Genomic DNA, 22,888 nt, shown 5'->3' with positions numbered 1-22,888 from the left:
ATCTGAAGAAAAAGGGGTTTTGTTTCTTTTTCAGTTGCATATTTGGTGGTTTCTGTTGCGAAACAACACCATATATTGATAGGTTAGTAATTATAAAAAACGGCTACCGACTTTGTCGACAGCCTGAGGCGCTCTTATTGATGAGCGCCTTTTCTTTAAATTGCCTTCTGTGTACTTTTTTTCAATGTAAACTTTTGAAATGTTCGATAGGCTCTTCCGTTAAAATAAAAGAAAAAGCTGGTCATGCCTCCCAATTTTATTAACCTTTTCGCCCATTTTTTGAGGGCCTTGTGTGTTGCTACTTTATCATCTGATAAATAAACACCTAATAAGCCTCTATTAATCAGTTTATGGAAATTTTCATGCGGAATACCGCTTAACTGATAATCGGCTTGTTCAACAAAATGCTCTAATCTTTCCATCATATCTGTTTCAGAATCATAATAACTGCAAAAATTCAAATCTCCCCCTAATTCATCTTCCTCTTGATCAATTAAATAATCGAGTAATATATGAAGCCCTTGAATATAAGGGAAATAGCTGTCTCTAATTTGCTTTGCTTGTTTTTCCTCAAAGTGCTCCCTGAAAGCATAAGCAACTAAACAAAAGATTCCAAGTGTTGATCCTGTACATGCTGAAAATTCATACCATTCCATTTTAGGGAGATTGTTTTTATGACTTTCAAACCAATTTTCTAACCTTGGAACACGCTCATCTTTTTTCACATGCTTATGTACCTGCAGATCGCAATAATAACTCGAAAGCTCTAATAAGTATTTTGATATCAGTGGATAATGCTCTAATTCTGAAAGAACATTTTGACATGTTTGAACCAAATGATGCAAATATCCTCCATCATCTTGATCTTCTCTATATTTGTAATATTCCTTACATGTAGCACCACATGTTAATGCATCAAGCATCGACTGATGTAACATACGAAAATCAGCCGGATCTAACGATGTACTTCGATCACATAAATTATCTAAGTAATCACTTATTGTTTGATAAGCAACAATAAACTCTATACATTGTTCTTTATACGGTCCTGAAATCATGCCTAATATTGCTCCACCCTCACAGTGGAACTCTTTATCTCGAATGCTGTTTAAGGCTTGAATTCTCAATTCTTGATTTGGTATTTTATCAGCTTGTTCTCTCCATTGTTCAAGATAAAAGTGAACAATAGGAAAGATCTCCCTATATACCTTTGTCATTAACTGTATCGGATGTTGTGGTACTGTCAAAGGGTGTGTCACCTCTTTTACCTATATGATTTATATGATTACTTAACAATGCTTTTTTGTGAAGGTGCCAATTTCAACTATATGCTTACATACTACTATCAAACTCGGAATGTGCATCAAAAAACCGCTTTGCTGTTTCAAAAACTTGATCTCGTTCTGGCTCACTAAAGATTTCGTGATATAACCCTTTCCATTCCTTATAATTTTTCTCAAGCAAATCTACTTTGTTAAACCACTCTTTTACAAGTGATTTATCAACGATTTTATCTTCTCCTCCTTGCATAAGAAGAAGAGGGACTTCTTGAAATTTCCCTACTTGTTTTTGTGCTTCTTCCATAGCCTTTAATAACTCACGATACCATCTAACAGAAACCTTTGTCACATATAAAGAATCGTTTTCATCAAGATCCTGAACCGATTTATTACGAGTGGCGATATTTACACTTAATTTTGAATCTACTTTAAACGATGGGGCTATGATATTTAATCCTTTGGAAGCAAGCTCTAAAGCTTTATTTGGTTTAAACAAAATTCCTAAGCATGGAGATGATAAAATAACCGCTTTTATTTCATGATGTTTTTCCTGGAGAGCCCTTATCACTATTAACCCACCCATGCTGTGTCCTAATAAAAATAATGGCACGCCATACTTTTTTGCTTCAGTTATCCATAGATTTACTTCTTTTATATATTCATCAAATGATTGGATATGTCCTCTTCTTCTTGTTGTGGTTCCTTGACCAGGGAGATCACCCATGACAACATGATAACCTGACAGGCGCCACATTTCGACTAACCATTTGTAGCGGCCGTGATGTTCTGCTGCCCCATGAATGATCACAATCACACCTTTTATAGGCTCAATCTCAGCTTCCCACTTCCACAATTTCACTACCTTCTTTCACATTCTTAGTTATATCCAACTTTATTATTGTAAGTAATCCTTTTATTCCTCTTATTTCCGGTTCATAAACAAAACCTATCATTAAATCCTTTTAGAAAAGAGCCCTTGTCTATTGTTATAATAAACAAAAAGCTCCAACTGAAAGGAATGAAAAACATGATCTATCCTTATAAAGAAAAAAATCCAAGAATTTCCGAATCAGCTTTTATTGCTGATTACGTAACAATTACAGGAGATGTTGAAATTGGAGATGAATCAAGTATATGGTTTCAAACAGTCATTCGAGGCGATGTCTCCCCTACTATAATTGGTAAGCGTGTAAATGTTCAAGATTTGTGCTGTCTCCATCAAAGTCCAAACAAACCTCTCATCATTGAAGATGATGTTACTGTTGGACATAGTGTTATCTTACATAGTTCAATTATTCACCGAAATGCATTAATTGGAATGGGTTCCATTATTTTAGATGGTGCAGAGGTTGGTGAGGGAGCATTTATTGGAGCAGGCAGCCTTGTCCCTCCAGGAAAAAAAATCCCCCCTAACACACTTGCACTTGGGCGCCCTGCAAAAGTTATAAGAACATTAACAACAGAAGATCTAATAGACATGGAAAGAATTCGTCGTGAATATGTTGAAAAAGGTCAGTATTATAAATCTCTTCAATTTGAGGAATCTGAGAATAAATAAACTCAATTTTGAGTAAGGAATAGGTAGCACTCCTCCAATTCCTTACTCTGTTACCATTATCGTACAATCCCCGTATACTTCATACCATTCTTCTTCCTACATGTCATAAACTTTTTCTCATTTAAATTAATCTTAATTGTAAAAATCATTCCCATTTTATGTGAGCAAACATTAATTTTGTGAATATTATGTGAAGGAATTTTTTACATTATCTTATTATTAACTAAATAATTCTCTACTAAAATAATAGAAAAGGGGTAAATAAAGGAGCATCTAAATGAAAACAAAGCTTATGACCAACATGTACAATTTTGAATGCAAGCTTTTTCGAAGTGTTAACCGTCACTTTGATCAAAAAATGTTGAACTTCTATTTTCGAAACATTACTCACTTAGGAGGAGCCATCTCTACGATTGCAGTTTGTTTGTTTCTCAGCTTTTTCACAAAAGATCTATTACAAACCATCGGTATTACAAGTGCACTGTCCCTTCTGCTAAGCCATCTACCGGTTGCATTAGTGAAAAAGTTATATCCAAGAAAACGACCTTATCTTGCCCTTCTAGAGACAAAGGTACCTGCCAATCCTTTAGAAGATCATTCCTTTCCGTCCGGGCATACAACAGCAATTTTTTCTGTTATCACTCCATTTATTTTATATATGCCTCAGCTTACAGTCATTCTTTTACCAATTGCAATTAGTGTTGGGCTTTCAAGAATGTATCTAGGGCTGCATTATCCTTCTGATGTGTTAGTAGGTTGCATCTTTGGTAGTTCAGTTGGATTTCTAAGCTACACAGTCATGAGCCAGTTCCTTATTCTACCTATGTAATGTTGTAAAAAAATAGTGCCTCATATAAGGTACCTTTCATTTATGTGTAATTGGAGGGATTGAATTGAGAATAGCTATTTTCACAGATACTTTTGCACCAGATGTAAACGGTGTTGCAAGAACATTAAAACGTTACACAGATTACCTTGAAGAGAATGGCTATGAATACAGAGTTTTTGCACCTGTTAGTACGAAGGAGAGTATGTTTTCAAGTCATATCCATCGTTTCACAAGTTTACCTTTTTTCCTTTATCCCGAATGCAGACTGGCACTGCCGAACATGCTGCAAGTTAAAGCTGAATTACAACGCTTTAAACCTGATATCATTCATGTTGCCACTCCATTCAATATTGGTCTTTGCGGCCTGCATTATGCAAAAAAGCTCGGTATTCCTATAGTAGGATCTTATCACACTGATTTTGACCAATATTTAGAGTATTATGATTTTCATTTCCTATCAAAGGTATTATGGAAATATATGCACTGGTTCCATAAACCCTTAAGAAAGATATTTGTTCCATCAAATGAAACACTGGAACAATTAAAACGAAAAGGATTTTCAAATCTTCGAATTTGGGGTAGAGGTGTTGATTGCAACTTATTACATCCCAACTACAACAAGGATGAATTTCGTCATAAATATCAAATTAAAGAAAAATATATACTCTCTTATGTTGGAAGATTAGCTCCAGAAAAAGATATCAAGACATTGATGGAAATTACGAAGAAGCTACCTAAGCAAATCCATGATAATGTTCATTGGGTAATTGTTGGAGATGGACCTTCAAAGGAAGAGATGCAAAAAAACGCTCACGAAAACATAACATTTGCAGGCTATGTAAATGGTGTAGAGCTGGCTAAAATCTACTCATGCTCTGATCTATTTATTTTTCCTTCCCCAACTGAAACCTTTGGAAATGTTGTCTTAGAAGCGTTAGCTTCTGGTACACCAGTTATTGGAGCAAACTCTGGTGGAGTAAAAAACATTATTAAGCCTTTAGAAAACGGATATTTATGTGAGCCTAAAAAAACGGAGCATTTTATTCAAGCTATTATTCATATATTAGAAGATTATTCATTACGGAACAAAATGGGTGAAGCCGCCAGAGAGTATGCCCTAACACAAACATGGGATCAAATATTTGAAGGTCTAATAAAAGAATATGAGGATGCTTTAGACGAAAAACATATACGTTACGCATGACTAAGAGGAGCCAATGGCTCCTCTTTACTATGGTGTTCTACTCTTCACTTGCCTTATCTTCATGATCATGATGATGCTCAGTCGTTTCACTCTTCTCATCAACTTGTGGAGATTCAACAGGATCTCCCACTTGAAGTTGCATCGATGGCATAATATGGTAGTCCTTTGCATTTGTATGGGCAATAATCTCATACTGACCATCTGACTCAAACGTATAATCAATCACATATTCACCATTTTCTACGAAGTTAGCTGTGATCTTTTTTGAATCTTCATCATGTTTGATTTCAAACACAACATCTGCATCATCTACAAATTCCTCTCCTAAAGTAACGATTGCGGAAATTGTTTCTTTCTTTCCTTTTTCAACTTGTTTTTCAGCCATAATTTGAACTTCCGGGGCTAGTACTTCACTAGTAGTATCTTGATTATTCAGCTTAGTATCTGATTCATTTGCTTGAGACTGGTTTTGGCAACCACTACTTATAGATAATCCTAAAACTAAAGATATCCCAACGAAAAACGCTTTCATTTATATCCTCCTGCATTTTTTCTTTTCTATAATTACTATATCATTGACTTTAACAGTTAATGTTAAAAAAGAATTGCATATTTATGAACAATATAGACCTTCACTATACACCATTGAATAAGTGTTTCCAAATTTTCCGCATAAAAAAATGGCCTAATACAGGCCATTTTTTCATCTATTATTGAAGCGCCGCACTACTAAGTGCTTCAGCTTTGTCCGTTCTTTCCCATGGAAGATCCAAATCGTTGCGACCAAAATGTCCATAAGCAGCTGTTTGCTTGTAAATAGGACGTCTTAAATCAAGCATTTTAATAATTCCGGCTGGACGTAAATCAAAGTTGCTGCGAACAACTTCAACTAATACTTCCTCGGAAACTTTTCCTGTTCCAAATGTATCAATTGAAATGGATACTGGCTGTGCTACACCAATTGCATAAGCTAATTGAACTTCACACTTTTCAGCTAATCCTGCTGCTACAATATTTTTTGCAACATAACGTGCTGCATATGCTGCAGAACGGTCAACTTTTGTTGCATCCTTACCTGAGAATGCTCCACCGCCGTGACGAGCATATCCACCATAAGTATCAACAATAATTTTACGACCAGTTAAACCTGCATCACCTTGTGGTCCACCAATAACGAATCGACCAGTTGGATTAATAAAGTATTTTGTGTTTTCATCAATTAATTCCTTAGGAACAACAGGGTTAATAACATATTCTTTAATATTACGCTGAATTTGTTCTAACGTAATTTCAGGATGATGTTGAGTAGAAATAACAATTGTATCAATACGTACAGGCTTGTTATTTTCATCATATTCTACTGTTACTTGTGTTTTACCATCAGGACGAAGGTATGGAAGAATCTCTTCTTTACGTACCTCTGTTAAACGACGAGACAGCTTATGAGCTAAAGAAATTGGTAATGGCATTAATTCCTTTGTTTCGTTACATGCAAAACCAAACATTAATCCTTGGTCTCCTGCACCGATTGCTTCAATTTCTTCATCAGACATTTGTCCTTCACGTGCTTCTAGCGCTTTGTCAACCCCCATAGCAATATCTGCTGATTGTTCATCAATAGAAGTTAATACTGCACATGTTTCTGCATCAAAACCATACTTAGCACGAGTATATCCGATATCTTTAATTGTTTCACGAACAATTTTAGGAATATCAACATACGTGCTTGTTGTGATTTCTCCTGCTACCAACACTAAACCTGTTGTAACAGATGTTTCACAAGCTACACGTGCGTTAGGATCCTTTGAGATAATTGCATCAAGAATAGAATCTGAAATTTGGTCACAAATCTTATCTGGATGGCCTTCTGTTACAGACTCAGAAGTAAATAGACGTTTTTTAGACATAGTTAAAAGCTTCCTCCTCATATTTCAATTGATCCGGAACTCTTCCCAAAGTATGACCTTTAGAAAATCACGTTGGCATATTTTGTGAACAGAAGTATTATGTACCCTTTTACCACATGCTTGTCCTGGTAAAACTCTATGAAGAAAATACTTGTTTCTGTTATCAAAAAAAAACCTTCCCTGTGTGAGGAAAGGTTTTTCAATCGTTCATCGCCTTTCGCTCTTATCGATCAAGGGCTTTCGCCTTGCTTCAGGTTAGCACCTTTGCGTCGGAAAATGTCGCCGGGAGTGCACCTTTTAAACATAGTTCCACAGATTGGGACTTTTTCGCCTACGCAAGCTTATGCTCGCTTAGAATGATGCTACGCACCATTCCTGACCTAACAAAAACACAACATGAAACAAAACGAGTTTTGTTTCATAACGTGCTTTTGTTAGGTCAGGCAAAAAACTGCTAATACTAGTAACTATATAATTAGTGTGCATTCGCGCTTTCCTTTGATAGCAGGTTGCTGGGTTTCATAGGGCCTGTCCCTCCACCAGCTCGGGATAAGAGAATCCGTTCAAGGTCATATCATAGCGCACTAACTTAAAGGTGTCAACAAAAATCGACAGTGATTCCGTATGAAAATTTAATTCTTTTTAAGTAAATCTTATGATTAGTATTCCCTTCCTGTTAGTAAATATGAAATTAGTTTTAGGAAATGTAGGTTGTACATTTTTTTCAAAAAAGCACACACGTATAGTATGGTTCAATAATATAAATGTGTTATACTATTAGATAACAATAAATACATTCAGAAAGAAGGGTATGGGGATGAATTTAACAGATTTAACGAATGAGCTTAATCAGCTTGTTAATGGGAAAAATGCTCAGCATAATTTATCGGTAGCACAGCTTGTTGAAAAGGTCCTTGAAAAAAAAGAAGGAGTTTTAACTTCAACAGGAGCCATTAGAGCAACAACTGGGGCCTATACAGGCAGATCCCCTCAAGATAAATTTATTGTGGAAGAGCCTTCCACTCAACAGATCATTAATTGGGGTTCTGTTAACCAGCCCATTTCTTCAGAAGTATTTGATCAACTGTATAGTAAAATGGTTTCTTACTTAAAAGAGCGGGATGAGATCTTTATTTTTGATGGTTTTGCAGGAGCTGATAACCGTTACCAACTTCCTTTAGTGGTCATAAATGAATTTGCATGGCATAATCTTTTTGCCAATCAACTTTTCATCCATCAAAAAGGTGAAAAACTTATAACAACTGAACAACCTTTTACAATTTTATCTGCTCCACACTTTAAAGCAGACCCTGAAGTGGACGGAACAAAATCTGAAACCTTTATTATTACGTCGTTTGAGAAGAGGACTATTCTAATAGGAGGTACAGAGTACGCAGGTGAAATGAAAAAATCTGTGTTTTCTGTTATGAACCTACTACTACCTGAAAACAACATACTTCCAATGCATTGTTCGGCGAATGTTGGATTTGAAGGGGATGTTGCCTTATTTTTCGGCTTATCCGGAACAGGAAAAACCACATTATCCGCTGATCCTAACAGACGACTCATTGGTGACGATGAGCACGGTTGGTCATCGTCCGGAGTGTTTAACATTGAAGGTGGCTGTTACGCAAAATGCATCAACTTAACAAAAGAAAAAGAACCTCAAATCTATAATGCTATTCGATATGGGTCTGTTCTTGAAAATGTTGTTATCGATGAGTTCACGAGAGAAGTAGATTATAGCAATCCATTCTATACTGAAAATACGCGAGCTGCTTATTCCCTTTCAAATATTGATAACGCTATAGTTCCCAGCATAGCAGGGCATCCGCAAACAATCGTGTTTTTAACTGCTGATGCGTTTGGAGTTCTTCCTCCAATCAGTAAATTATCAAAAGAACAAGCAATGTATCATTTCTTAAGCGGATATACAAGTAAGTTAGCAGGAACAGAGCGAGGTGTAACAGCACCGGAAGCAACATTTTCAACTTGTTTTGGTTCTCCTTTTCTTCCACTTGAAGCAACACGGTATGCTAATATGTTAGGTCAAAAAATTGATGAACATGATGTTCAAGTGTTTCTCGTAAATACCGGATGGACGGGTGGAGCATATGGTGAAGGAAAACGAATGAAACTACATTATACTCGATCAATGGTTCAGGCCGCAGTTGAAGGAGACCTTGACCATATTGAAACTGTGATAGATGAGGTATTCGGATTAAATATTCCTATTCATGTCCCAGGTGTCCCGGATGATGTGCTTCAACCTCATAAAACATGGAATTCCCAAGAAGAATATTTTCTAAAAGCTAATGAGTTAGCATCAAAGTTCAAAGACAATTTTAAAAAATTCAACCATCTATCACCACATATTGAAAAGCTTGGCGGACCAGCAGTATAAATTATTTTTTTGTTTAAATTAATTATGTTGGAGGGCTGTCTCAATTTTGAGAGGTCCCTTTTTTAGTCTACAATCAATTACCAAATTATCGTCTTTTCCAAAGAATGAACATATAAACGGGGACCAAAAATAGGTCCCCTAACTGTTTTGTTAATTTGTAGAATTTAAGTTAATTAAACGATAGGTAAGCATCGTATTAGTGTTTGTTAATTCTAATTTTTGGACAATAGCTTGTCCAGTCATTTCTCCACTTTTTGTTTTTCTCACTTCAATTGGAATATCAATAGGATATATACGATACCCTTCTTTTTGCAGTTCAAATGTATTTTCATCTATACGAACTTCCTTACCCTTTGTAACAATCATTGTATTAAATTCAACTGGCATTCCCATATGAACTCCTCCTCTTCTTACTATTGGACACTTCCATCATACCATAGGCTGGTTTTTCATCCACAAGCAAAGTTTGTGTAGAGTTTCACGATTAACACTCGGCGGAAAATAATGGGTATACTCTTCAAAATACCAACTCTCCACCTGCTTTTCTAACTCATTTAAACGTTTCTCCAGTCTGTAGGCATGTTCTACTGACACATTTTTATCTTTAACTCCATGAATAATTAATATTGGTGCATGTAACCTTTCAAGCTCATATAATGGAGTTCTCCATTTATACCTTATAGGAAACTTTGAAGGGGTACCGCCGATGACTCTTTTCATCATTCTTCTTAGATCTTCTCTTTCAACATAAGTTAAACTCATATCTGTTACCCCACCCCATGTAACAATTGAACATAAGTTTTTTGCTAAAATTCCGGCTAATAAGGCCATTACGCCTCCTCTTGAGAAGCCGAATGCATGAATACGTCCCTTATGTACAGCAGCATGATTCCTTAAGACTTCTATTGCAGAAATTGCATCATACCGATCTTCCCCTGCAAAATCTTCATTTCCTTCTCCACCTTGATTCCCACGGTAAAAAGGTGCCATGACCACAAACCCTTCTGAAGCAAATTGAACAATTCTTCCGACCCTTACCATTCCAACACTTTTAATTCCACCACGTAGATATAATAATCCATCATATGTACCCTCAAGCTTTGGCTCTGCAAGTAGTCCTTTAATTTTTAGCCCATGAGACCAATACGTCACAATCCATACATTTATGTTTGGATTTGGAGAAGGATATTTGACCTTACTAATTATTTCACCATTCATTTGTCTTCACTCTTTCTCTCTTCTCTCATTGAATTAATTTTCTAGGATCTTTACTACTTTACCCATTTTAACGTGATTCATTTTTACATAGGCATTCACACATTTTTATAAATGATCATAAATTATCCTATATCCGTTCGAGCTACGCTTCATATTGTAATCGAAGAATATCTTTTTTTATCTTATTTTACAAAATTAAGTGATGCTATGCATCAAGGAGGTTGGAATCAAATGAAAAGACGGTTAGCTTATGTTTGCATTGCATTTCTTCTTCTCTTTACATTTACCGCCTGCAGTCAAAACAAAACTGAAACCATTCGACTAGCTGAAGTAACCCACTCTATTTTCTATGCTCCATTATATGTGGCAATGGCAGAAGGTTTTTTTGAAGAAGAAGGTCTTAATGTAGAGCTTACCACTACATGGGGCGGAGATAAGACAATGACTGCCCTATTGTCGGACGGAGCTGATATTGCATTAGTCGGTTCTGAAACGTCAATCTACGTTCATGCACAAGGATCAAATGATCCAATTATCAATTTTGCCCAGCTCACTCAAACAGATGGGACATTTCTCGTAAGCAGGGAAAAGATTGAGTCATTTGATTGGGCCCAGTTACAAGGGAGCACCTTCTTAGGTCAAAGAAAAGGCGGAATGCCTCAGATGGTTGGAGAGTTTGTATTAAAGCAACATGGAATAGATCCTCACTCAGAGCTTGAATTAATTCAAAATGTGGATTTTGCTAATATTCCTAGTGCCTTTGCATCAGGAACTGGTGATTATGTTCAGCTATTTGAACCAACTGCAAGTATTTTCGAAAAAGAAGGTACCGGTTATATCGTTGCTTCATTTGGTACAGAATCCGGCAGTGTCCCTTATACAACCTTTATGAGCAAAAAAAGCTTTTTGGATAATAATGAAGAGGCCGCTAATAAATTTACAGCTGCCATTTACAAGGCTCAACAATGGGTTGAAGAAAAGAGTGTGGAAGAAATCGCCGCATCGATTGCCCCACAATTCGAAGATACAGAACTTGAAATCATTGAAACTGTTATAGAAAGATATAAAGAACAAGGATCGTTTGCAACAGATCCAATTCTAGGGGAAGATGAATGGAATAACTTACAAGACATTATGGACGAAGCTGGAGAACTTCCAATGCGTGTTGATTATGAAACACTTGTCAATACATCTTATGCAGAAGACGTCACAAATTAGGAAGGAGAAGCCTTTATGTCTTTTTTACTCGTAGAAGATGTTCATCATATTTATCTAACAAAAGACAGTGCAACTTTAGCCCTTGAAAATATACAACTGTCGGTGGAGGAAGGGGAGTTCATCTCCTTCCTTGGTCCAAGTGGTTGTGGAAAAACAACATTACTTTCCATAATCGCCGGTCTTATTAAACCAATCCAAGGTAAAGTAAAGATTGCTAATTCATATATTACAAAGCCGGATTCCGTTATCGGTTATATGCTGCAGCAGGATTATTTATTTCCTTGGAAAACAATTGAAGAAAACGTGACACTGGGCCTCAAAATTACAGGGAGAAAAACACAAGAGACGACGAAAGTAACGTTAGACTTGTTAAAAGATATGGGACTTGACCAAGTAGAAAAGCAGTTTCCACATCAGCTTTCCGGAGGCATGCGACAGCGAGCTGCTTTGGTTCGAACCTTAGCAACTGATCCTAAAATTTTGCTGCTTGATGAGCCTTTTTCAGCACTTGATTATCAAACGAAATTAAAGCTTGAGGATTTAGTGGTCAAGACTTTAAAGGATTTCAATAAAACAGCACTTCTAGTCACACATGATATTGGAGAAGCCATTGCAATGAGTGACAGAATTTTTGTTTTTTCTGCCAGACCCGGAAGGATAAGAAGAACATATGTCGTTCCAAAAGAATTAAGAGATCTGCCGCCGTTTCATGCAAGACAGCATCCAGCGTTTTCTACATTATTTCAACAAATTTGGAGGGAGTTGGATCAATATGAAACAGAATGAAACCATTGAACTCCTTCATAAGAATTATAAACGTAATGTTGCACGGGAAAAACAATGGGTAAGATTTTATCAACTTCTCATCTTCATCAGTTTCTTCAGTCTTTGGGAGCTCGCAAGTCGAAGAGAGTGGATCGACCCTCTTTTATTTAGCTCTCCTTCTAAGGTCTGGAATCTATTTATAACGAAAATAATGGATGGAACATTACTTCCGCATATAGGAGTTACATTATTTGAAACGGTCTTAGGGTTCATATTAGGAACATTACTTGGCGCTATCTTAGCTGCATTGCTTTGGTGGTCAGAAAGACTTTCAAAGGTTCTTGATCCTTATCTTGTTATTTTAAATGCCATGCCTAAAGTAGCATTAGGACCTATATTAATTGTCGGTCTGGGTCCTGGTTTTGTATCTATTATTGCAATGGGAACGATCATTTCAGTTATTATTACAACTATTGTTGTGTACACTTCTTTTAGAGAAGTTGACTCCAATTATATCAGGGTCCTCCAAACATTCGGGGCAAAAAAAATACAAATTTTCAGGGAAGCTGTATTACCTGCCTCATTTCCTACAATTGTATCGACATTAAAAGTAAATGTCGGTTTATCCTGGGTAGGGGTCATTGTTGGAGAGTTTCTTGTATCAGCAAAAGGATTAGGATATATGATTATATATGGTTTCCAAGTATTTAACTTCACTCTTGTTCTCCTGAGCCTATTGATTATCGCTGTCTTTGCAACAATTATGTATCAAGGTGTTGAATTAGTTGAAAAAAAGCTTGTTAAATCAGAAAAAAGAGGCTAATGAGACTCTCCACTTTAGGTGGATTTGTCACATGTCGCCTCTTATTTTTATTCTTTTCTCCACTTCTTGTATGCTCTTCTGTAGTACATCGTCTTTCATGATAAAGCTATATTGTTTGCTTGTTCGGATATCATCTGGGAGTTTATCTAATAAGACAGGTCCATATGTTTCAAAATATCCATCTTGCTTTTCAAGTCTTTCAATTCTAGCAAAATAAATGTTTTTCACAATTACCTTTTCTTTTCCTCTTACTTTGTACTGCCCAATATAGTCAATATTACGAACGATTCCTCCCGTTTCCTCTTTTACCTCTCGAATCGCTGCTTCCATCGCTGTTTCATTCGCTTCAACCTTACCGCCAGGAAACTCAAGTCCCCGATCGGAATGCTTCGTTAATAGCCATTGCTTTTGGTGCCTGCAAACAACCCAAACATGCTTGGGTTCTTCGGAAAACGGATGATCGTCAAAAGACAATAAAACTTCATTGTGATAATAATCAATAAATCGGTACATAGTTGATCCCTCTATTTTTTCCTTATCTATTCAAATCTTATCACAATGTTAAATTTATGTGTAAGAGATTATTCTTGTTCATTAATTTTAGACATAAGTTGTTGCGAGCGGATAAGCTCTTTCGCTTCTTCATCACCTAATTCATAAATCATTCGGTAGATTTTTTTATTCGTGTCATCAATTGCATCATTTTCCCGATCATAATGGTATTGAACATATGGTGTATGGGCACGAAAGAACCCTTGCATATCTGATGAATAAACTTGGTCAAAATACTCACGTAGTTGAACAATTTCTTCATCTGTTGCTTCAATTTTAAAATCCCATGCAGAAACCGTGCTTAACTGAGAGATTTGTCCACTCCCGACCGTAATGTAATACGTCTTTTTTGCATTATCCATGATGATCACTCCTTCTTTATTTTCCTCTCATTAGCTTTTGCCCTTATCTTATGCATTATTCTTATGCAGATAAGAAAGAATAGAACATTCATTTATAGCTAACGATAAATACTTGTAATAAGATTGGAGGATGACAAAAGTGAATCATCAACTATTTTTTAATCATGATCATAGTCAATTTCGCGCAGACGAGGAAGATGTTTTGGCTTATGTCCAATCCACTATTCGTCATACAAATAAACAGGAAATTCTCAACTGGATGAAAGATCTGCCAGAACAAGACCTACAGTCGATTCTCATTCCGTTTTTAACAGATAAAATGTCAAAAGAAATTGGAGAGAAGGAGTTTTGAGTAGAATTTTAAAAAAGGCTGTCTTCACAAACACATACATTGAGGTTAAAATAGAAAATTAGTTCGTTTCATTGCGCTGCAGACACTTGCTTTCCGCGGGGAGGAAGCTAAGCCTCCTCGGCTTCGCCTGTGGGGTCTTAGCCTTTCCTCTACTTCCCGCAGGAGTCAAGTGTCTTCCGCTCCATTCCACTATAGTGTTAAAATAGTATCTTAAATCAACAATCTTTGTGAAAAACAGCCTTTAAAAAAGAAGGGACTGTCCTAATTAAAATAGGTCAGTCCCTTGTATTTATTTACCTAAGAATGATTTTAACATCCAATTATGCTTTTCTAACCCTTGATGGATGGCAAGAAGCATATCACCTGTAGTTTCATCTCCTACTTCTCCTGCTAAATCCATTCCTTCTTTTAATTCTTCTACAACTTTACTAAAATCTTCATAGATGCTTTGAACCATTTGCTGTGCTGATTCATTGCCTTCCGCTTCGTTCACAGACGAAAGCTCTAAGCATTCTTTCATTGTTGCTACCGGTTTCCCGTCAAGAGCTAATAAACGCTCCGCTAATTCATCAATATGAATAGCTGCTTCATTGTAGAATTCTTCAAACTTTTCATGTAGAGTAAAGAAATTTTCTCCTTTTACAAACCAATGATAATTATGTAATTTCACATACAATACGGTCCAGTTTGCTATTTGTTTGTTTACTGTTGCGATTAATTTCTCTGACATATATATTCCTCCTTATGCATCTATTATTTGTTTACCCATTTTAGTTTACTCTAAAACCAAGACGTTAAACAATTTTTTCCTATTGTCTAATTTTTCATGATAAGATGAGACAATAGCAGCTTGAAAAACAGGAGGGAAAATAGTGAAAGTCGTTTTTATTATTTGTATCATCATTGTTATTGTTGTCCTCTTATTAAGTGTTTTGACTACAAGCAAAGCCTATCAATACAAACATACAGTTGATCCTGTTAAAAAGCATGAAGAGCAACCGAATAAAGAACATGATGATGAACATCAATAAAAAACACGCAAAGGCGTGTTTTTAGTACTTTTCGTATACATAAGGAGTCTCCGGTTGTTCAACAACTTCAATACTTGCTACATCTATTGAAGGTAACATCCAATCTTGATAGGTTGTCGTTGTTAAGGTTCCCTTTAGTTTGACCCACTTATCATCACCATATTGATTCGCTTCAGGAAATGAAGCAAGTGTTCCGAATACAGAGGCATCAGCAACACAGCAGGATAATCCAAATCTTGCAATAACAAACTGATCTTCATTAAAGTCATGTTCCCGAAAGACAAACCCTAAAATCTCCACCTTTTTCCCAACAAACTTTTCAGGGTTTTGATCGATGATGGTTGTCATTGCAATATAATTTTCCTCTGTAAATTTAATGGTTTCCATTTCAAGCATTTCTTTTTCTAACTGCGCGTAAATGTCAACAGGACGCTCTTGTATTTCAAACCCATCTGGATGTTCAAGTGGAACATCAGGGATATTACTTGAAGACTCTAAAACCTTATCACCTATTCGTTCGTCTAGTTCCGCCATATAAGCTTCCGGATCGTTGAGATATGCTTCAGCTTTTTCAGTTCCAGTCGCTTCTTCAGCAGGTTGCGGATCTGTTGTGGCAAAAGATTTAAAGCCCCGCTTTGCTGCAACTGAACTATCCAGAACAACCTCCGGAAACAGAAAACCAGTTACAATTGGCATGATAAACAATAGATAGACAAAAATAGAACGAAACGGTGAAGAGGGAGCAGAGTGGTCGATTCCACAATCACAATAAAGCTCCGCCTGCTTCTTTGACCCGCTTCTCCAGATTTGAACGACACCTAAAATTAAAAATACAACAATCGCAAAATACATAAACGGCATCATTTTAGGTGCGATAAAATTGAGCATATTTCCTGTCATTAATAATTTAATCATCAGTAAGGTAAAGCCAATAAGAATGATGCCGCGTATATACACTTGAAAGCGGTAATGGCTTTGTTGGTTCTCCATCTTTTACTGCCTCCCATCTTATAGAAAAATTGCTTGATACATAATGATTGAGAGATAAACAACGACTGTGACAACACCGATAAATGCAGCAACGAATTTTGCTTTAAAAAAGGCAAAAAGCATAATTGTATTTTTCAAATCAATCATGGGACCGTACACTAAAAAGGCGAGCAATGATCCAGTTGTAAAGGTTCCACCAAAAGTTGCTGCCACAAATGCATCCGCCTCAGAACATAACGATAAAATATATCCAAATGCCATCATGATAGCAGGAGAAAGAAATTCACTGCTACCAAGTTCTGTTAAAAGCGTTCGATCAAGAAACGTTTGGAACAGACTTGCAATAAACGCCCCAATAATTAAGAACTTTCCCATTTCAAAAAATTCGTCACTTGCATGAAAAAACGTCGATTTTAACTTTCCTACCTTTTCTTCACTTTTTAACTGAACGATGCTGGTTAGTTCTTCTTTCGTCCACTTTAACTGATTTCGATTTTTAAAAAGGAGATACATCATAAAACCGATAATAATGGAAAGAAAAAACGCCAGTCCCATTCTTGCATACGCAATATGCAGCTGTGAAGAAAAAGCATAGTATGTTGACGCAAACACAACAGGATTTAATATTGGAGCACCTACTAAGAATACAACTCCAACATGGAGAGGCATCCCTTTTTTCAATAGCCTTCTAACAATTGGTACAATCGCACATTCACAAATAGGAAAAATCGCTCCAAGTAAAGCAGCAGGCAATAAAGCTAATATTGCGTTCTTAGGAAGCACTCGTTTAATCAGATCCTCTGACACAAATGTTTGGATAAGCGCAGAAATAAAAACACCCAATAAGATAAATGGAATAGCTTCAAGCAATATACTTAAAAACATTGTATTAACAGTCAAAAGTTGAGATGGGATATTCCATTCAATCTCATGGAAATCAACAAATAAAAACAAATAGAAAAACAACCCTAATAAAGCTAACGCAATACACTCTTTCATAAATGGTACTACAGTTCTATTCATATATGAACTCCTTACCTATTAATCTATGTACTATATCATACTAGTTTTCAAAAAGGATTATGACCTCTAATAGAAAATCCTTTGATCAATTTTCGACATTATTTGATTTTTTTCAAGCTTTTAGGGCACATTATGAGGATTTAATCGTTGATGTTTTCTATCGACTTACAGTATACTCTCAATATCGAGTAAGTGAGAGGGGATCAAAATGACAAGAAAGATTAACTTGCCACCAAAAAAAGAACGTCATAGACTATTTGGCTCCGTTGAACCGGGAGTTAAACTGAAGCCAACTGAAAAAGACAAAATGCCTGATCTACAAAATACGAAAAAAGATTTTCTTTTTACTATAGATGCAGTTGGAATTAGCAATGTAAAACACCCTATTATCATACATTCTAGTTTACTTCCAGAGCAACAAACAACTGTTGCTAGTTTCAAAATGACAAGTAAAATTTCACATGATTCAAAAGGAACGAACATGAGTCGTTTTACAGAACAATTGGAACAATACCGTCAAAATGGAGGATTTCATCTTACACTAGAAAATCTCTACGACTTTACAAAAGAGCTTGCTGAACGACTTAAACAACAAGATGCTAGTATCGAAGTAACTTTTCCATGGTTTTACGAAAGAAAGGGTCCAAGTTCTGAGTTAGTTGGTCTCAATCATGCTGAAGCTTCCATCGCTGTGTCCTATGAGAAGGAAAACGGATTTACGAGCACAGCCTCATTAAAATGTGCCGTCACTACTCTTTGCCCATGTTCTAAGGAGATTAGTGAATATTCCGCTCATAACCAACGTGGATATGTCACAATGAATGTTGAATTTTCGAATGACTATCATGAAGAAATTGACTGGAAGGCAGCACTATTAGAAGCAGCAGAAACAAACGCCAGCGCAATGATTCATCCTGTATTAAAACGTACAGATGAAAAAGTTGTAACAGAAACAGCCTATGAAAACCCTCGTTTTGTAGAGGATATGGTTAGATTAGTAGCTGCTGACCTATATGAACTTGATTACGTTCAAGCATTTTCAGTTGAATGCCGTAATGAGGAATCTATTCATTTACATGATGCGATTGCAAATTTAAGTTATCGTAAGAACTAATGACAAGGGGCTGCCTCTATAAAATGAGACAGCCCCTTCTCTATTATCCAAATACCTTCGCTAGTTCTTCTTTATCCTGTTCAAGCCAGAAACGCATTAAACGTTTTGCTCCTTCAAGATCGTGAAGTTTAGCTTGTCCACATTGTGTTTCATTCGCAGCAGGAATTTCCGTTACTTCAACGGCTGCTTTTAACGTATCTTCCAGTAAATCAATAATTTCAGTGACTTCAGGCTTACCACTTACAACTAAATAATAACCCGTTTGGCACCCCATAGGCGAAATATCAATAATATCAAAATGATCATATTTCTCAGCATATTCACGAATATTAAATGCCAATAAATGCTCTAATGTATGAATTGTATCAGGCTTCATCGCTTGTTTATTCGGCTGACAAAAGCGGATATCAAATTTATTCACTTCACCGTCACTACCAACTTTATGAACACCGCAATGGCGGACATATGGAGCCTTAACGGCATTATGATCTAATTCAAAACTTTCAACTGAAGGCATACTATTCACTCCTAAAAAAATAATAAGTGCTAAATCCTACATTATTGTAACATAGGTAAAGATATTAGCGCATGATGGCCTCTATTTAGTATAGTAAATAGTAGCAACAAAAGCAGTTAGACAATTTTATTGGAAAAGAAGGTCAATTTATGAAAAATATTTTTATCGTTATCTTTCGTTTCTATCAAAAATTCATTTCACCTATTAAACCTCCAACTTGTCGTTTCTACCCTACTTGCTCACATTACGGAATAGAGGCTTTTCAACGCTTCGGAGTCCTCAAAGGAGGTTTTTTAACAATCAAACGGATTTTAAAATGTCATCCTTTTCACCCGGGCGGTATTGATTTTGTGCCTGAGAAGAAGCAAAAGAAAAATTAATCTTCATATCCATTTACGACAACATCTAACTTACCTGTTGAAGGATCAATAACTAGTCCATGTACTGGAATACCACTAGCAAGGAATGGATGGTTTTTAATTGTTTCTACACTATCACGTACACTGTCTTCAACGTTATTGAATCCTTTTAACCATTGATCTAAATCAACCCCGGCATATTTAACTGTGTCAATTTTCTCTTTATCCACACCTTTTTCAATCGCTTTAGAAAGAAATGATTCTGGACTAATCTTACTCATTCCACAATCATGGTGACCGATTACACAAATTTCATCTGCTTTTAATTCATAAACAGCAACTAAAATACTTCTCATAATACTTCCAAATGGATGGGCTACGATTGCACCTGCGCTTTTAACTATTTTCACATCTCCATTACGTACATTCATTGCACTAGGAAGAAGCTCCACCAATCTAGTATCCATACATGAAAGAACAACAAGTTTTTTCTCAGGAAATTTAGTAGTCTCAAACTTTTCAAATTCTCTATTCGCTACAAACTTTTCATTATGTGCTAAAATTTCTTCTACGATTCTCATGTTCTATCTCCTCCACTTATGAATAAACTTTTTAAATAATATACCATATTTCTTGAGTAATCTCTAATTTTAGGTTACTATATCAATTGTACTAATCGTAACTATTACTATTTAACTTTTCTAAAAATAAAAATTCACAAAAAATAAGTTCTCAAATCGGAATGATTAAGATATAATGATGAAGGCTTAATCGTAATCATAATGATTTGCAGAAAGGAGATCATGAAAAGTGAAGAAACATTTATTATCAATAAGCACAATGCTATTTATATCCAGTTTATTATTCGGCTGCAGCAGTAATGGAGATACATCTTCTTCCTCTCAATCAACTGAACCGGCAGCTGATTCGGAAACATTAAAAATATATACAACTCTTTACCCACTAGAGGATTTCACAAAAAAGATCGGGGGAGATTTAGTAGAGGTTGAAAACGTTATTCCACCGGGTGCCGATGCACACACTTTTGAACCTTCTACAAAAGATATGGTAAACATCGCTGAAGCTGATGCATTTATCTATTCAGGAGTTGGATTTGAATCCTTTGCTGAAACAGCACAAGAATCACTTAAAAATGAAGATGTCACGTTCATTAATGCAGGCGATGGTTTGGAATTGTTGGAAGGACATAGTGAAGAAGAACATGCCCATGATGAAGCTGAACATGAGGAAGAAACTGAACATGCCCATGATGAAGCTGCTCATGAAGAGGAACATTCACATGACCATGGTGATACAGATCCACATGTATGGATTGACCCTGTTCTTTCTATTCAATTAGCAGAAAATATTAAAAACGCATTAACAGAATTACATCCTGAAGGAAAAGAGACTTTTGAAGAAAACTTCGAATCTTTAAAAACACAATTAAATGAATTAGATGAATCTTTCTCAGATGTCATCAGTCATGCAAGCAAAAAGGAAATCCTAGTTTCTCATGCAGCATATGGATATTGGGAAAGCCGCTATGGCATTGAACAAATAAGTGTTTTAGGTTTATCTCCAACCCAGGAACCATCTCAAAAAGAATTGCAAACAATTATTGAAACAGCAAAAGAGCACGACATTAAATACATTATTTTTGAAACGAATGTTAGTAGTAATGTAACTGATATCGTACAATCTGAGATTGGTGCCGAAGCACTAACTTTAAACAACTTAGAAACTCTTACTGATGAAGATATAAAGAATAATGAAGATTACTTTAGTATTATGAAGAAAAACCTTGAAACTTTAAAAAAGGCACTAAATTAAGAAGGAAAGTGAGCGATTTAATTTCGCTCACTTTTTTTTATTAGGAAAAATGAAAGTTTATATTTTAAGACTTAGTACGAATGCACTTGAATTGCAAAATAGAAGAATATTCTCTAGAAAATAGTGGACACTATGGGTGATTACGACAAGAGTGGAAAAGAAAGGCGGATCACAATGGATGATTTAGTTTTAGCACGTTCGCTGTTCGGAACGACCATGGGGTTTCATATTATTTTTGCAACGTTGGGTGTTGGACTTCCCTTAATGATATTATGCGCGGAGTTACTTTTCCAGAAAACCAAGGATCAGGATTATGCCGTCATGGCGAAACGATGGACAAAAGGTCAAGCAGTTCTACTAGGAGTCGCAATTCCTACTGGAACCATTGCAGGTGTTCAACTTGCATTGTTATGGCCAGGATTTATGGAAGTCATTGGAAGAGTCATGTCATTACCATTCCAAATTGAAATATATGCCTTTTTTATTGAAGCATTATTTATGTCTATTTATGTGTATGCCGCTGATCGTATCTCACCTAAAATGCGCATTATTAGTGTCACACTTGTCCTTATAGGAGCCAGTGCTTCAGCTGTTTTAATTACAAATGTACATGCCTTTGAAGGGACTCCTGCCGGTTTTCAAATAGAAAATGGAGAGATTGTTGATGTAGATCCATGGGCCGCTTTTTTTAATCCCAGCTTTTTTATTTCTGCAGCTCATGTTGCCGTTTCAGCTTATATGACCGGTGCCTTTATGATTAGTACAATTTCAGCATTTAAAATGTTAAAAAATAAACGTAATGAACGAGTCTATCTTTTTCATCGGAAAGCCCTCATGCTAAGTTTAATCGTTGGTGGAATATTTTCTCTTTTAACTGCTCTTAATGGGCATGAGTCGGCTCAAATGCTTCATGAATATCAGCCTGAAAAGCTAGCTGCAGCAGAAGGACTTTTTGAAACACAGGACCACGCTCCATTAGCAATCGGAGGGTTCACCGATCGTGAGACAGAAGAAATAAAATTTGCCATTGAAATACCTTGGGCCTTAAGTTTTCTTGCTGGCAATAGCTTTGATACAGTTGTCACTGGTTTAAATGACTTTCCGGAGGAATATTGGCCACCTTTATTTGTTCATACATTGTTTAATGGGATGGTACTCATCGGCAGCTTTCTCATTTTTTTATCTGTCGCCGGTTTTATTTGGCATAAATTTTTAAAGAAACAGCATTTCCCAAAACTATTTATGTATGCCTTCGTTATTGCAGGTCCTCTCTCTCTTCTTTCCATTGAATTTGGATGGATATTTGCTTGTACCGGTAGACAGCCATGGGTCATCTATCGAATATTAGCAACCGAGGATGTTGTTACAGGTTCAACCCAAATTGGGATATTATTTTTACTCTTCTCTCTCATTTATGTTATTTTAGCAATCGCTGTTTTGTCTGTCCTGAAATATTATTTTAAACGCCACCCTGTTGAGTATGAGCTTGATGGTGGAAACTCGCAGCAAAACCATGTAAGTATTACCTAATCCTAAAAGAGGTGAAACA

26 protein-coding genes are annotated in these 22,888 nt (G+C 36.1%); 13 read left to right on the top strand and 13 right to left on the bottom strand.

Annotation, left to right across the window (positions count from 1 at the left end; all coding sequences use genetic code 11):
• Positions 1 to 155: 155 nt before the first annotated feature.
• Both HWV59_RS25525 and HWV59_RS25520 read right to left on the bottom strand, forming a co-directional pair.
• The gene (locus tag HWV59_RS25525) at positions 156 to 1,247 is read right to left on the bottom strand and encodes a tetraprenyl-beta-curcumene synthase family protein (RefSeq protein WP_175640715.1); all 1,092 of its coding nucleotides are present in this window, start codon (positions 1,245 to 1,247) and stop codon (positions 156 to 158) included.
• Between the two features lie 85 nt (positions 1,248 to 1,332).
• Positions 1,333 to 2,133, bottom strand: a complete 801-nt coding sequence (locus HWV59_RS25520) for an alpha/beta hydrolase (RefSeq protein ID WP_175640714.1) — start codon at positions 2,131 to 2,133, stop codon at positions 1,333 to 1,335.
• A 174-nt stretch (positions 2,134 to 2,307) separates the two neighbouring features.
• Between HWV59_RS25520 and HWV59_RS25515 the strand changes: the two genes are divergently transcribed.
• The 3 genes from HWV59_RS25515 to HWV59_RS25505 all read left to right on the top strand — a co-directional run bounded on the left by HWV59_RS25515 (position 2,308) and on the right by HWV59_RS25505 (position 4,871).
• Positions 2,308 to 2,838: a gamma carbonic anhydrase gene (locus HWV59_RS25515; RefSeq protein ID WP_102230602.1), complete on the top strand. Its 531-nt coding sequence runs from the start codon at positions 2,308 to 2,310 to the stop codon at positions 2,836 to 2,838.
• A gap of 277 nt (positions 2,839 to 3,115) precedes the next feature.
• Positions 3,116 to 3,667: a phosphatase PAP2 family protein gene (locus tag HWV59_RS25510; protein ID WP_235991897.1), complete on the top strand. Its 552-nt coding sequence runs from the start codon at positions 3,116 to 3,118 to the stop codon at positions 3,665 to 3,667.
• Positions 3,668 to 3,731: 64 nt separating this feature from the next.
• On the top strand, positions 3,732 to 4,871 hold the full coding sequence (locus HWV59_RS25505) for a glycosyltransferase family 4 protein (protein WP_175640713.1): 1,140 nt from the start codon (positions 3,732 to 3,734) through the stop codon (positions 4,869 to 4,871).
• Positions 4,872 to 4,908: 37 nt separating this feature from the next.
• On the opposite strand, the gene HWV59_RS25500 is transcribed toward HWV59_RS25505, so the two are convergent.
• Together HWV59_RS25500 and metK are read right to left on the bottom strand one after the other, a co-directional pair.
• Positions 4,909 to 5,403, bottom strand: a complete 495-nt coding sequence (locus HWV59_RS25500; protein WP_175640712.1) for a FixH family protein — start codon at positions 5,401 to 5,403, stop codon at positions 4,909 to 4,911.
• Positions 5,404 to 5,581: 178 nt separating this feature from the next.
• Positions 5,582 to 6,778 carry a methionine adenosyltransferase gene (gene metK, locus HWV59_RS25495; protein ID WP_102230599.1) on the bottom strand — a complete coding sequence of 399 codons (1,197 nt, stop codon included), beginning with the start codon at positions 6,776 to 6,778 and terminating at the stop codon, positions 5,582 to 5,584.
• An 817-nt stretch (positions 6,779 to 7,595) separates the two neighbouring features.
• On the opposite strand from metK, the gene pckA reads away from it, so the two are divergent.
• On the top strand, positions 7,596 to 9,182 hold the full coding sequence (pckA, locus tag HWV59_RS25490) for a phosphoenolpyruvate carboxykinase (ATP) (protein WP_102230598.1): 1,587 nt from the start codon (positions 7,596 to 7,598) through the stop codon (positions 9,180 to 9,182).
• Positions 9,183 to 9,332: 150 nt separating this feature from the next.
• On the opposite strand, the gene HWV59_RS25485 is transcribed toward pckA, so the two are convergent.
• Together HWV59_RS25485 and HWV59_RS25480 are read right to left on the bottom strand one after the other, a co-directional pair.
• Positions 9,333 to 9,575 carry a DUF2584 domain-containing protein gene (locus tag HWV59_RS25485; RefSeq protein WP_102230597.1) on the bottom strand — a complete coding sequence of 81 codons (243 nt, stop codon included), beginning with the start codon at positions 9,573 to 9,575 and terminating at the stop codon, positions 9,333 to 9,335.
• Positions 9,576 to 9,611: 36 nt separating this feature from the next.
• Positions 9,612 to 10,400, bottom strand: a complete 789-nt coding sequence (locus HWV59_RS25480) for an alpha/beta hydrolase family protein (RefSeq protein ID WP_175640711.1) — start codon at positions 10,398 to 10,400, stop codon at positions 9,612 to 9,614.
• 231 nt (positions 10,401 to 10,631) lie between these two features.
• Between HWV59_RS25480 and HWV59_RS25475 the strand changes: the two genes are divergently transcribed.
• The 3 genes from HWV59_RS25475 to HWV59_RS25465 are packed head-to-tail and all read left to right on the top strand — an operon-like array spanning position 10,632 to position 13,206.
• Positions 10,632 to 11,618, top strand: a complete 987-nt coding sequence (locus HWV59_RS25475; protein ID WP_175640710.1) for an ABC transporter substrate-binding protein — start codon at positions 10,632 to 10,634, stop codon at positions 11,616 to 11,618.
• Positions 11,619 to 11,633: 15 nt separating this feature from the next.
• Positions 11,634 to 12,404: an ABC transporter ATP-binding protein gene (locus HWV59_RS25470; protein WP_175640709.1), complete on the top strand. Its 771-nt coding sequence runs from the start codon at positions 11,634 to 11,636 to the stop codon at positions 12,402 to 12,404.
• Entirely contained in the window at positions 12,391 to 13,206 is an 816-nt protein-coding gene (locus HWV59_RS25465; RefSeq protein ID WP_175640708.1) for an ABC transporter permease, read from the top strand. The genes HWV59_RS25470 and HWV59_RS25465 overlap by 14 nt, the downstream gene beginning before the upstream one ends.
• 27 nt (positions 13,207 to 13,233) lie before the next feature.
• On the opposite strand, the gene ytkD is transcribed toward HWV59_RS25465, so the two are convergent.
• Both ytkD and HWV59_RS25455 read right to left on the bottom strand, forming a co-directional pair.
• Positions 13,234 to 13,719, bottom strand: coding sequence for an RNA deprotection pyrophosphohydrolase (gene ytkD, locus HWV59_RS25460; RefSeq protein ID WP_175640707.1), 486 nt, complete (start codon positions 13,717 to 13,719; stop codon positions 13,234 to 13,236).
• Positions 13,720 to 13,787: 68 nt separating this feature from the next.
• Complete coding sequence (locus HWV59_RS25455) at positions 13,788 to 14,120, bottom strand: hydrolase (protein WP_102230591.1); 333 nt, start codon at positions 14,118 to 14,120, stop codon at positions 13,788 to 13,790.
• A gap of 139 nt (positions 14,121 to 14,259) precedes the next feature.
• On the opposite strand from HWV59_RS25455, the gene HWV59_RS25450 reads away from it, so the two are divergent.
• Positions 14,260 to 14,472: a hypothetical protein gene (locus HWV59_RS25450; RefSeq protein WP_175640706.1), complete on the top strand. Its 213-nt coding sequence runs from the start codon at positions 14,260 to 14,262 to the stop codon at positions 14,470 to 14,472.
• Between the two features lie 289 nt (positions 14,473 to 14,761).
• On the opposite strand, the gene HWV59_RS25445 is transcribed toward HWV59_RS25450, so the two are convergent.
• Positions 14,762 to 15,202: a Dps family protein gene (locus HWV59_RS25445; protein WP_102230589.1), complete on the bottom strand. Its 441-nt coding sequence runs from the start codon at positions 15,200 to 15,202 to the stop codon at positions 14,762 to 14,764.
• Positions 15,203 to 15,344: 142 nt separating this feature from the next.
• On the opposite strand from HWV59_RS25445, the gene ytzI reads away from it, so the two are divergent.
• Positions 15,345 to 15,503 (top strand): YtzI protein, encoded by a 159-nt coding sequence (gene ytzI, locus HWV59_RS25440; protein ID WP_175640705.1) that lies wholly within the window; start codon positions 15,345 to 15,347, stop codon positions 15,501 to 15,503.
• Positions 15,504 to 15,524: 21 nt separating this feature from the next.
• On the opposite strand, the gene HWV59_RS25435 is transcribed toward ytzI, so the two are convergent.
• Both HWV59_RS25435 and HWV59_RS25430 read right to left on the bottom strand, forming a co-directional pair.
• Positions 15,525 to 16,493: a TIGR03943 family putative permease subunit gene (locus HWV59_RS25435; RefSeq protein ID WP_102230587.1), complete on the bottom strand. Its 969-nt coding sequence runs from the start codon at positions 16,491 to 16,493 to the stop codon at positions 15,525 to 15,527.
• A gap of 18 nt (positions 16,494 to 16,511) precedes the next feature.
• Complete coding sequence (locus HWV59_RS25430; RefSeq protein WP_102230586.1) at positions 16,512 to 17,516, bottom strand: permease; 1,005 nt, start codon at positions 17,514 to 17,516, stop codon at positions 16,512 to 16,514.
• A gap of 208 nt (positions 17,517 to 17,724) precedes the next feature.
• Between HWV59_RS25430 and folE2 the strand changes: the two genes are divergently transcribed.
• Positions 17,725 to 18,630, top strand: a complete 906-nt coding sequence (folE2, locus tag HWV59_RS25425) for a GTP cyclohydrolase FolE2 (protein ID WP_175640704.1) — start codon at positions 17,725 to 17,727, stop codon at positions 18,628 to 18,630.
• Between the two features lie 43 nt (positions 18,631 to 18,673).
• Here the strand turns inward: folE2 and HWV59_RS25420 are convergent, their stop codons facing one another.
• Positions 18,674 to 19,147 carry an S-ribosylhomocysteine lyase gene (locus HWV59_RS25420; RefSeq protein WP_102230584.1) on the bottom strand — a complete coding sequence of 158 codons (474 nt, stop codon included), beginning with the start codon at positions 19,145 to 19,147 and terminating at the stop codon, positions 18,674 to 18,676.
• A 149-nt stretch (positions 19,148 to 19,296) separates the two neighbouring features.
• Between HWV59_RS25420 and yidD the strand changes: the two genes are divergently transcribed.
• Positions 19,297 to 19,527: a membrane protein insertion efficiency factor YidD gene (gene yidD, locus HWV59_RS25415; protein ID WP_102230583.1), complete on the top strand. Its 231-nt coding sequence runs from the start codon at positions 19,297 to 19,299 to the stop codon at positions 19,525 to 19,527.
• Here the strand turns inward: yidD and HWV59_RS25410 are convergent.
• Entirely contained in the window at positions 19,524 to 20,087 is a 564-nt protein-coding gene (locus tag HWV59_RS25410; protein ID WP_102230582.1) for a beta-class carbonic anhydrase, read from the bottom strand. The two genes, yidD and HWV59_RS25410, sit on opposite strands and share 4 nt — an antisense overlap.
• A 229-nt stretch (positions 20,088 to 20,316) precedes the next feature.
• Between HWV59_RS25410 and HWV59_RS25405 the strand changes: the two genes are divergently transcribed.
• Positions 20,317 to 21,339, top strand: a complete 1,023-nt coding sequence (locus HWV59_RS25405) for a metal ABC transporter substrate-binding protein (RefSeq protein WP_235991896.1) — start codon at positions 20,317 to 20,319, stop codon at positions 21,337 to 21,339.
• 174 nt (positions 21,340 to 21,513) lie between these two features.
• Positions 21,514 to 22,869, top strand: a complete 1,356-nt coding sequence (locus HWV59_RS25400) for a cytochrome ubiquinol oxidase subunit I (protein WP_175640703.1) — start codon at positions 21,514 to 21,516, stop codon at positions 22,867 to 22,869.
• The last annotated feature ends 19 nt before the right edge of the window (positions 22,870 to 22,888 follow it).

The organism is Metabacillus schmidteae, from assembly GCF_903166545.1.
Lineage (GTDB): Bacteria > Bacillota > Bacilli > Bacillales > Bacillaceae > Metabacillus > Metabacillus schmidteae.
This window is presented reverse-complemented; position numbering and strand designations above follow the sequence as displayed.

Excerpts from the sequence above, each read along its gene's own strand:
- HWV59_RS25465 (WP_175640708.1), top strand. The coding sequence starts at position 12,391 with ATGAAACAGAATGAAACCATTGAACTCCTTCATAAGAATTATAAACGT.
- HWV59_RS25480 (WP_175640711.1), bottom strand. The coding sequence starts at position 10,400 with ATGAATGGTGAAATAATTAGTAAGGTCAAATATCCTTCTCCAAATCCA.
- HWV59_RS25510 (WP_235991897.1), top strand. The coding sequence starts at position 3,116 with ATGAAAACAAAGCTTATGACCAACATGTACAATTTTGAATGCAAGCTT.
- HWV59_RS25410 (WP_102230582.1), bottom strand. The coding sequence starts at position 20,087 with ATGAGAATCGTAGAAGAAATTTTAGCACATAATGAAAAGTTTGTAGCG.
- HWV59_RS25445 (WP_102230589.1), bottom strand. The coding sequence starts at position 15,202 with ATGTCAGAGAAATTAATCGCAACAGTAAACAAACAAATAGCAAACTGG.
- folE2 (WP_175640704.1), top strand. The coding sequence starts at position 17,725 with ATGACAAGAAAGATTAACTTGCCACCAAAAAAAGAACGTCATAGACTA.
- HWV59_RS25400 (WP_175640703.1), top strand. The coding sequence starts at position 21,514 with ATGGATGATTTAGTTTTAGCACGTTCGCTGTTCGGAACGACCATGGGG.
- HWV59_RS25515 (WP_102230602.1), top strand. The coding sequence starts at position 2,308 with ATGATCTATCCTTATAAAGAAAAAAATCCAAGAATTTCCGAATCAGCT.
- yidD (WP_102230583.1), top strand. The coding sequence starts at position 19,297 with ATGAAAAATATTTTTATCGTTATCTTTCGTTTCTATCAAAAATTCATT.
- HWV59_RS25475 (WP_175640710.1), top strand. The coding sequence starts at position 10,632 with ATGAAAAGACGGTTAGCTTATGTTTGCATTGCATTTCTTCTTCTCTTT.
- ytkD (WP_175640707.1), bottom strand. The coding sequence starts at position 13,719 with ATGTACCGATTTATTGATTATTATCACAATGAAGTTTTATTGTCTTTT.
- HWV59_RS25420 (WP_102230584.1), bottom strand. The coding sequence starts at position 19,147 with ATGCCTTCAGTTGAAAGTTTTGAATTAGATCATAATGCCGTTAAGGCT.
- HWV59_RS25430 (WP_102230586.1), bottom strand. The coding sequence starts at position 17,516 with ATGAATAGAACTGTAGTACCATTTATGAAAGAGTGTATTGCGTTAGCT.
- pckA (WP_102230598.1), top strand. The coding sequence starts at position 7,596 with ATGAATTTAACAGATTTAACGAATGAGCTTAATCAGCTTGTTAATGGG.
- HWV59_RS25485 (WP_102230597.1), bottom strand. The coding sequence starts at position 9,575 with ATGGGAATGCCAGTTGAATTTAATACAATGATTGTTACAAAGGGTAAG.
- metK (WP_102230599.1), bottom strand. The coding sequence starts at position 6,778 with ATGTCTAAAAAACGTCTATTTACTTCTGAGTCTGTAACAGAAGGCCAT.
- HWV59_RS25435 (WP_102230587.1), bottom strand. The coding sequence starts at position 16,493 with ATGGAGAACCAACAAAGCCATTACCGCTTTCAAGTGTATATACGCGGC.
- HWV59_RS25500 (WP_175640712.1), bottom strand. The coding sequence starts at position 5,403 with ATGAAAGCGTTTTTCGTTGGGATATCTTTAGTTTTAGGATTATCTATA.
- HWV59_RS25470 (WP_175640709.1), top strand. The coding sequence starts at position 11,634 with ATGTCTTTTTTACTCGTAGAAGATGTTCATCATATTTATCTAACAAAA.
- HWV59_RS25455 (WP_102230591.1), bottom strand. The coding sequence starts at position 14,120 with ATGGATAATGCAAAAAAGACGTATTACATTACGGTCGGGAGTGGACAA.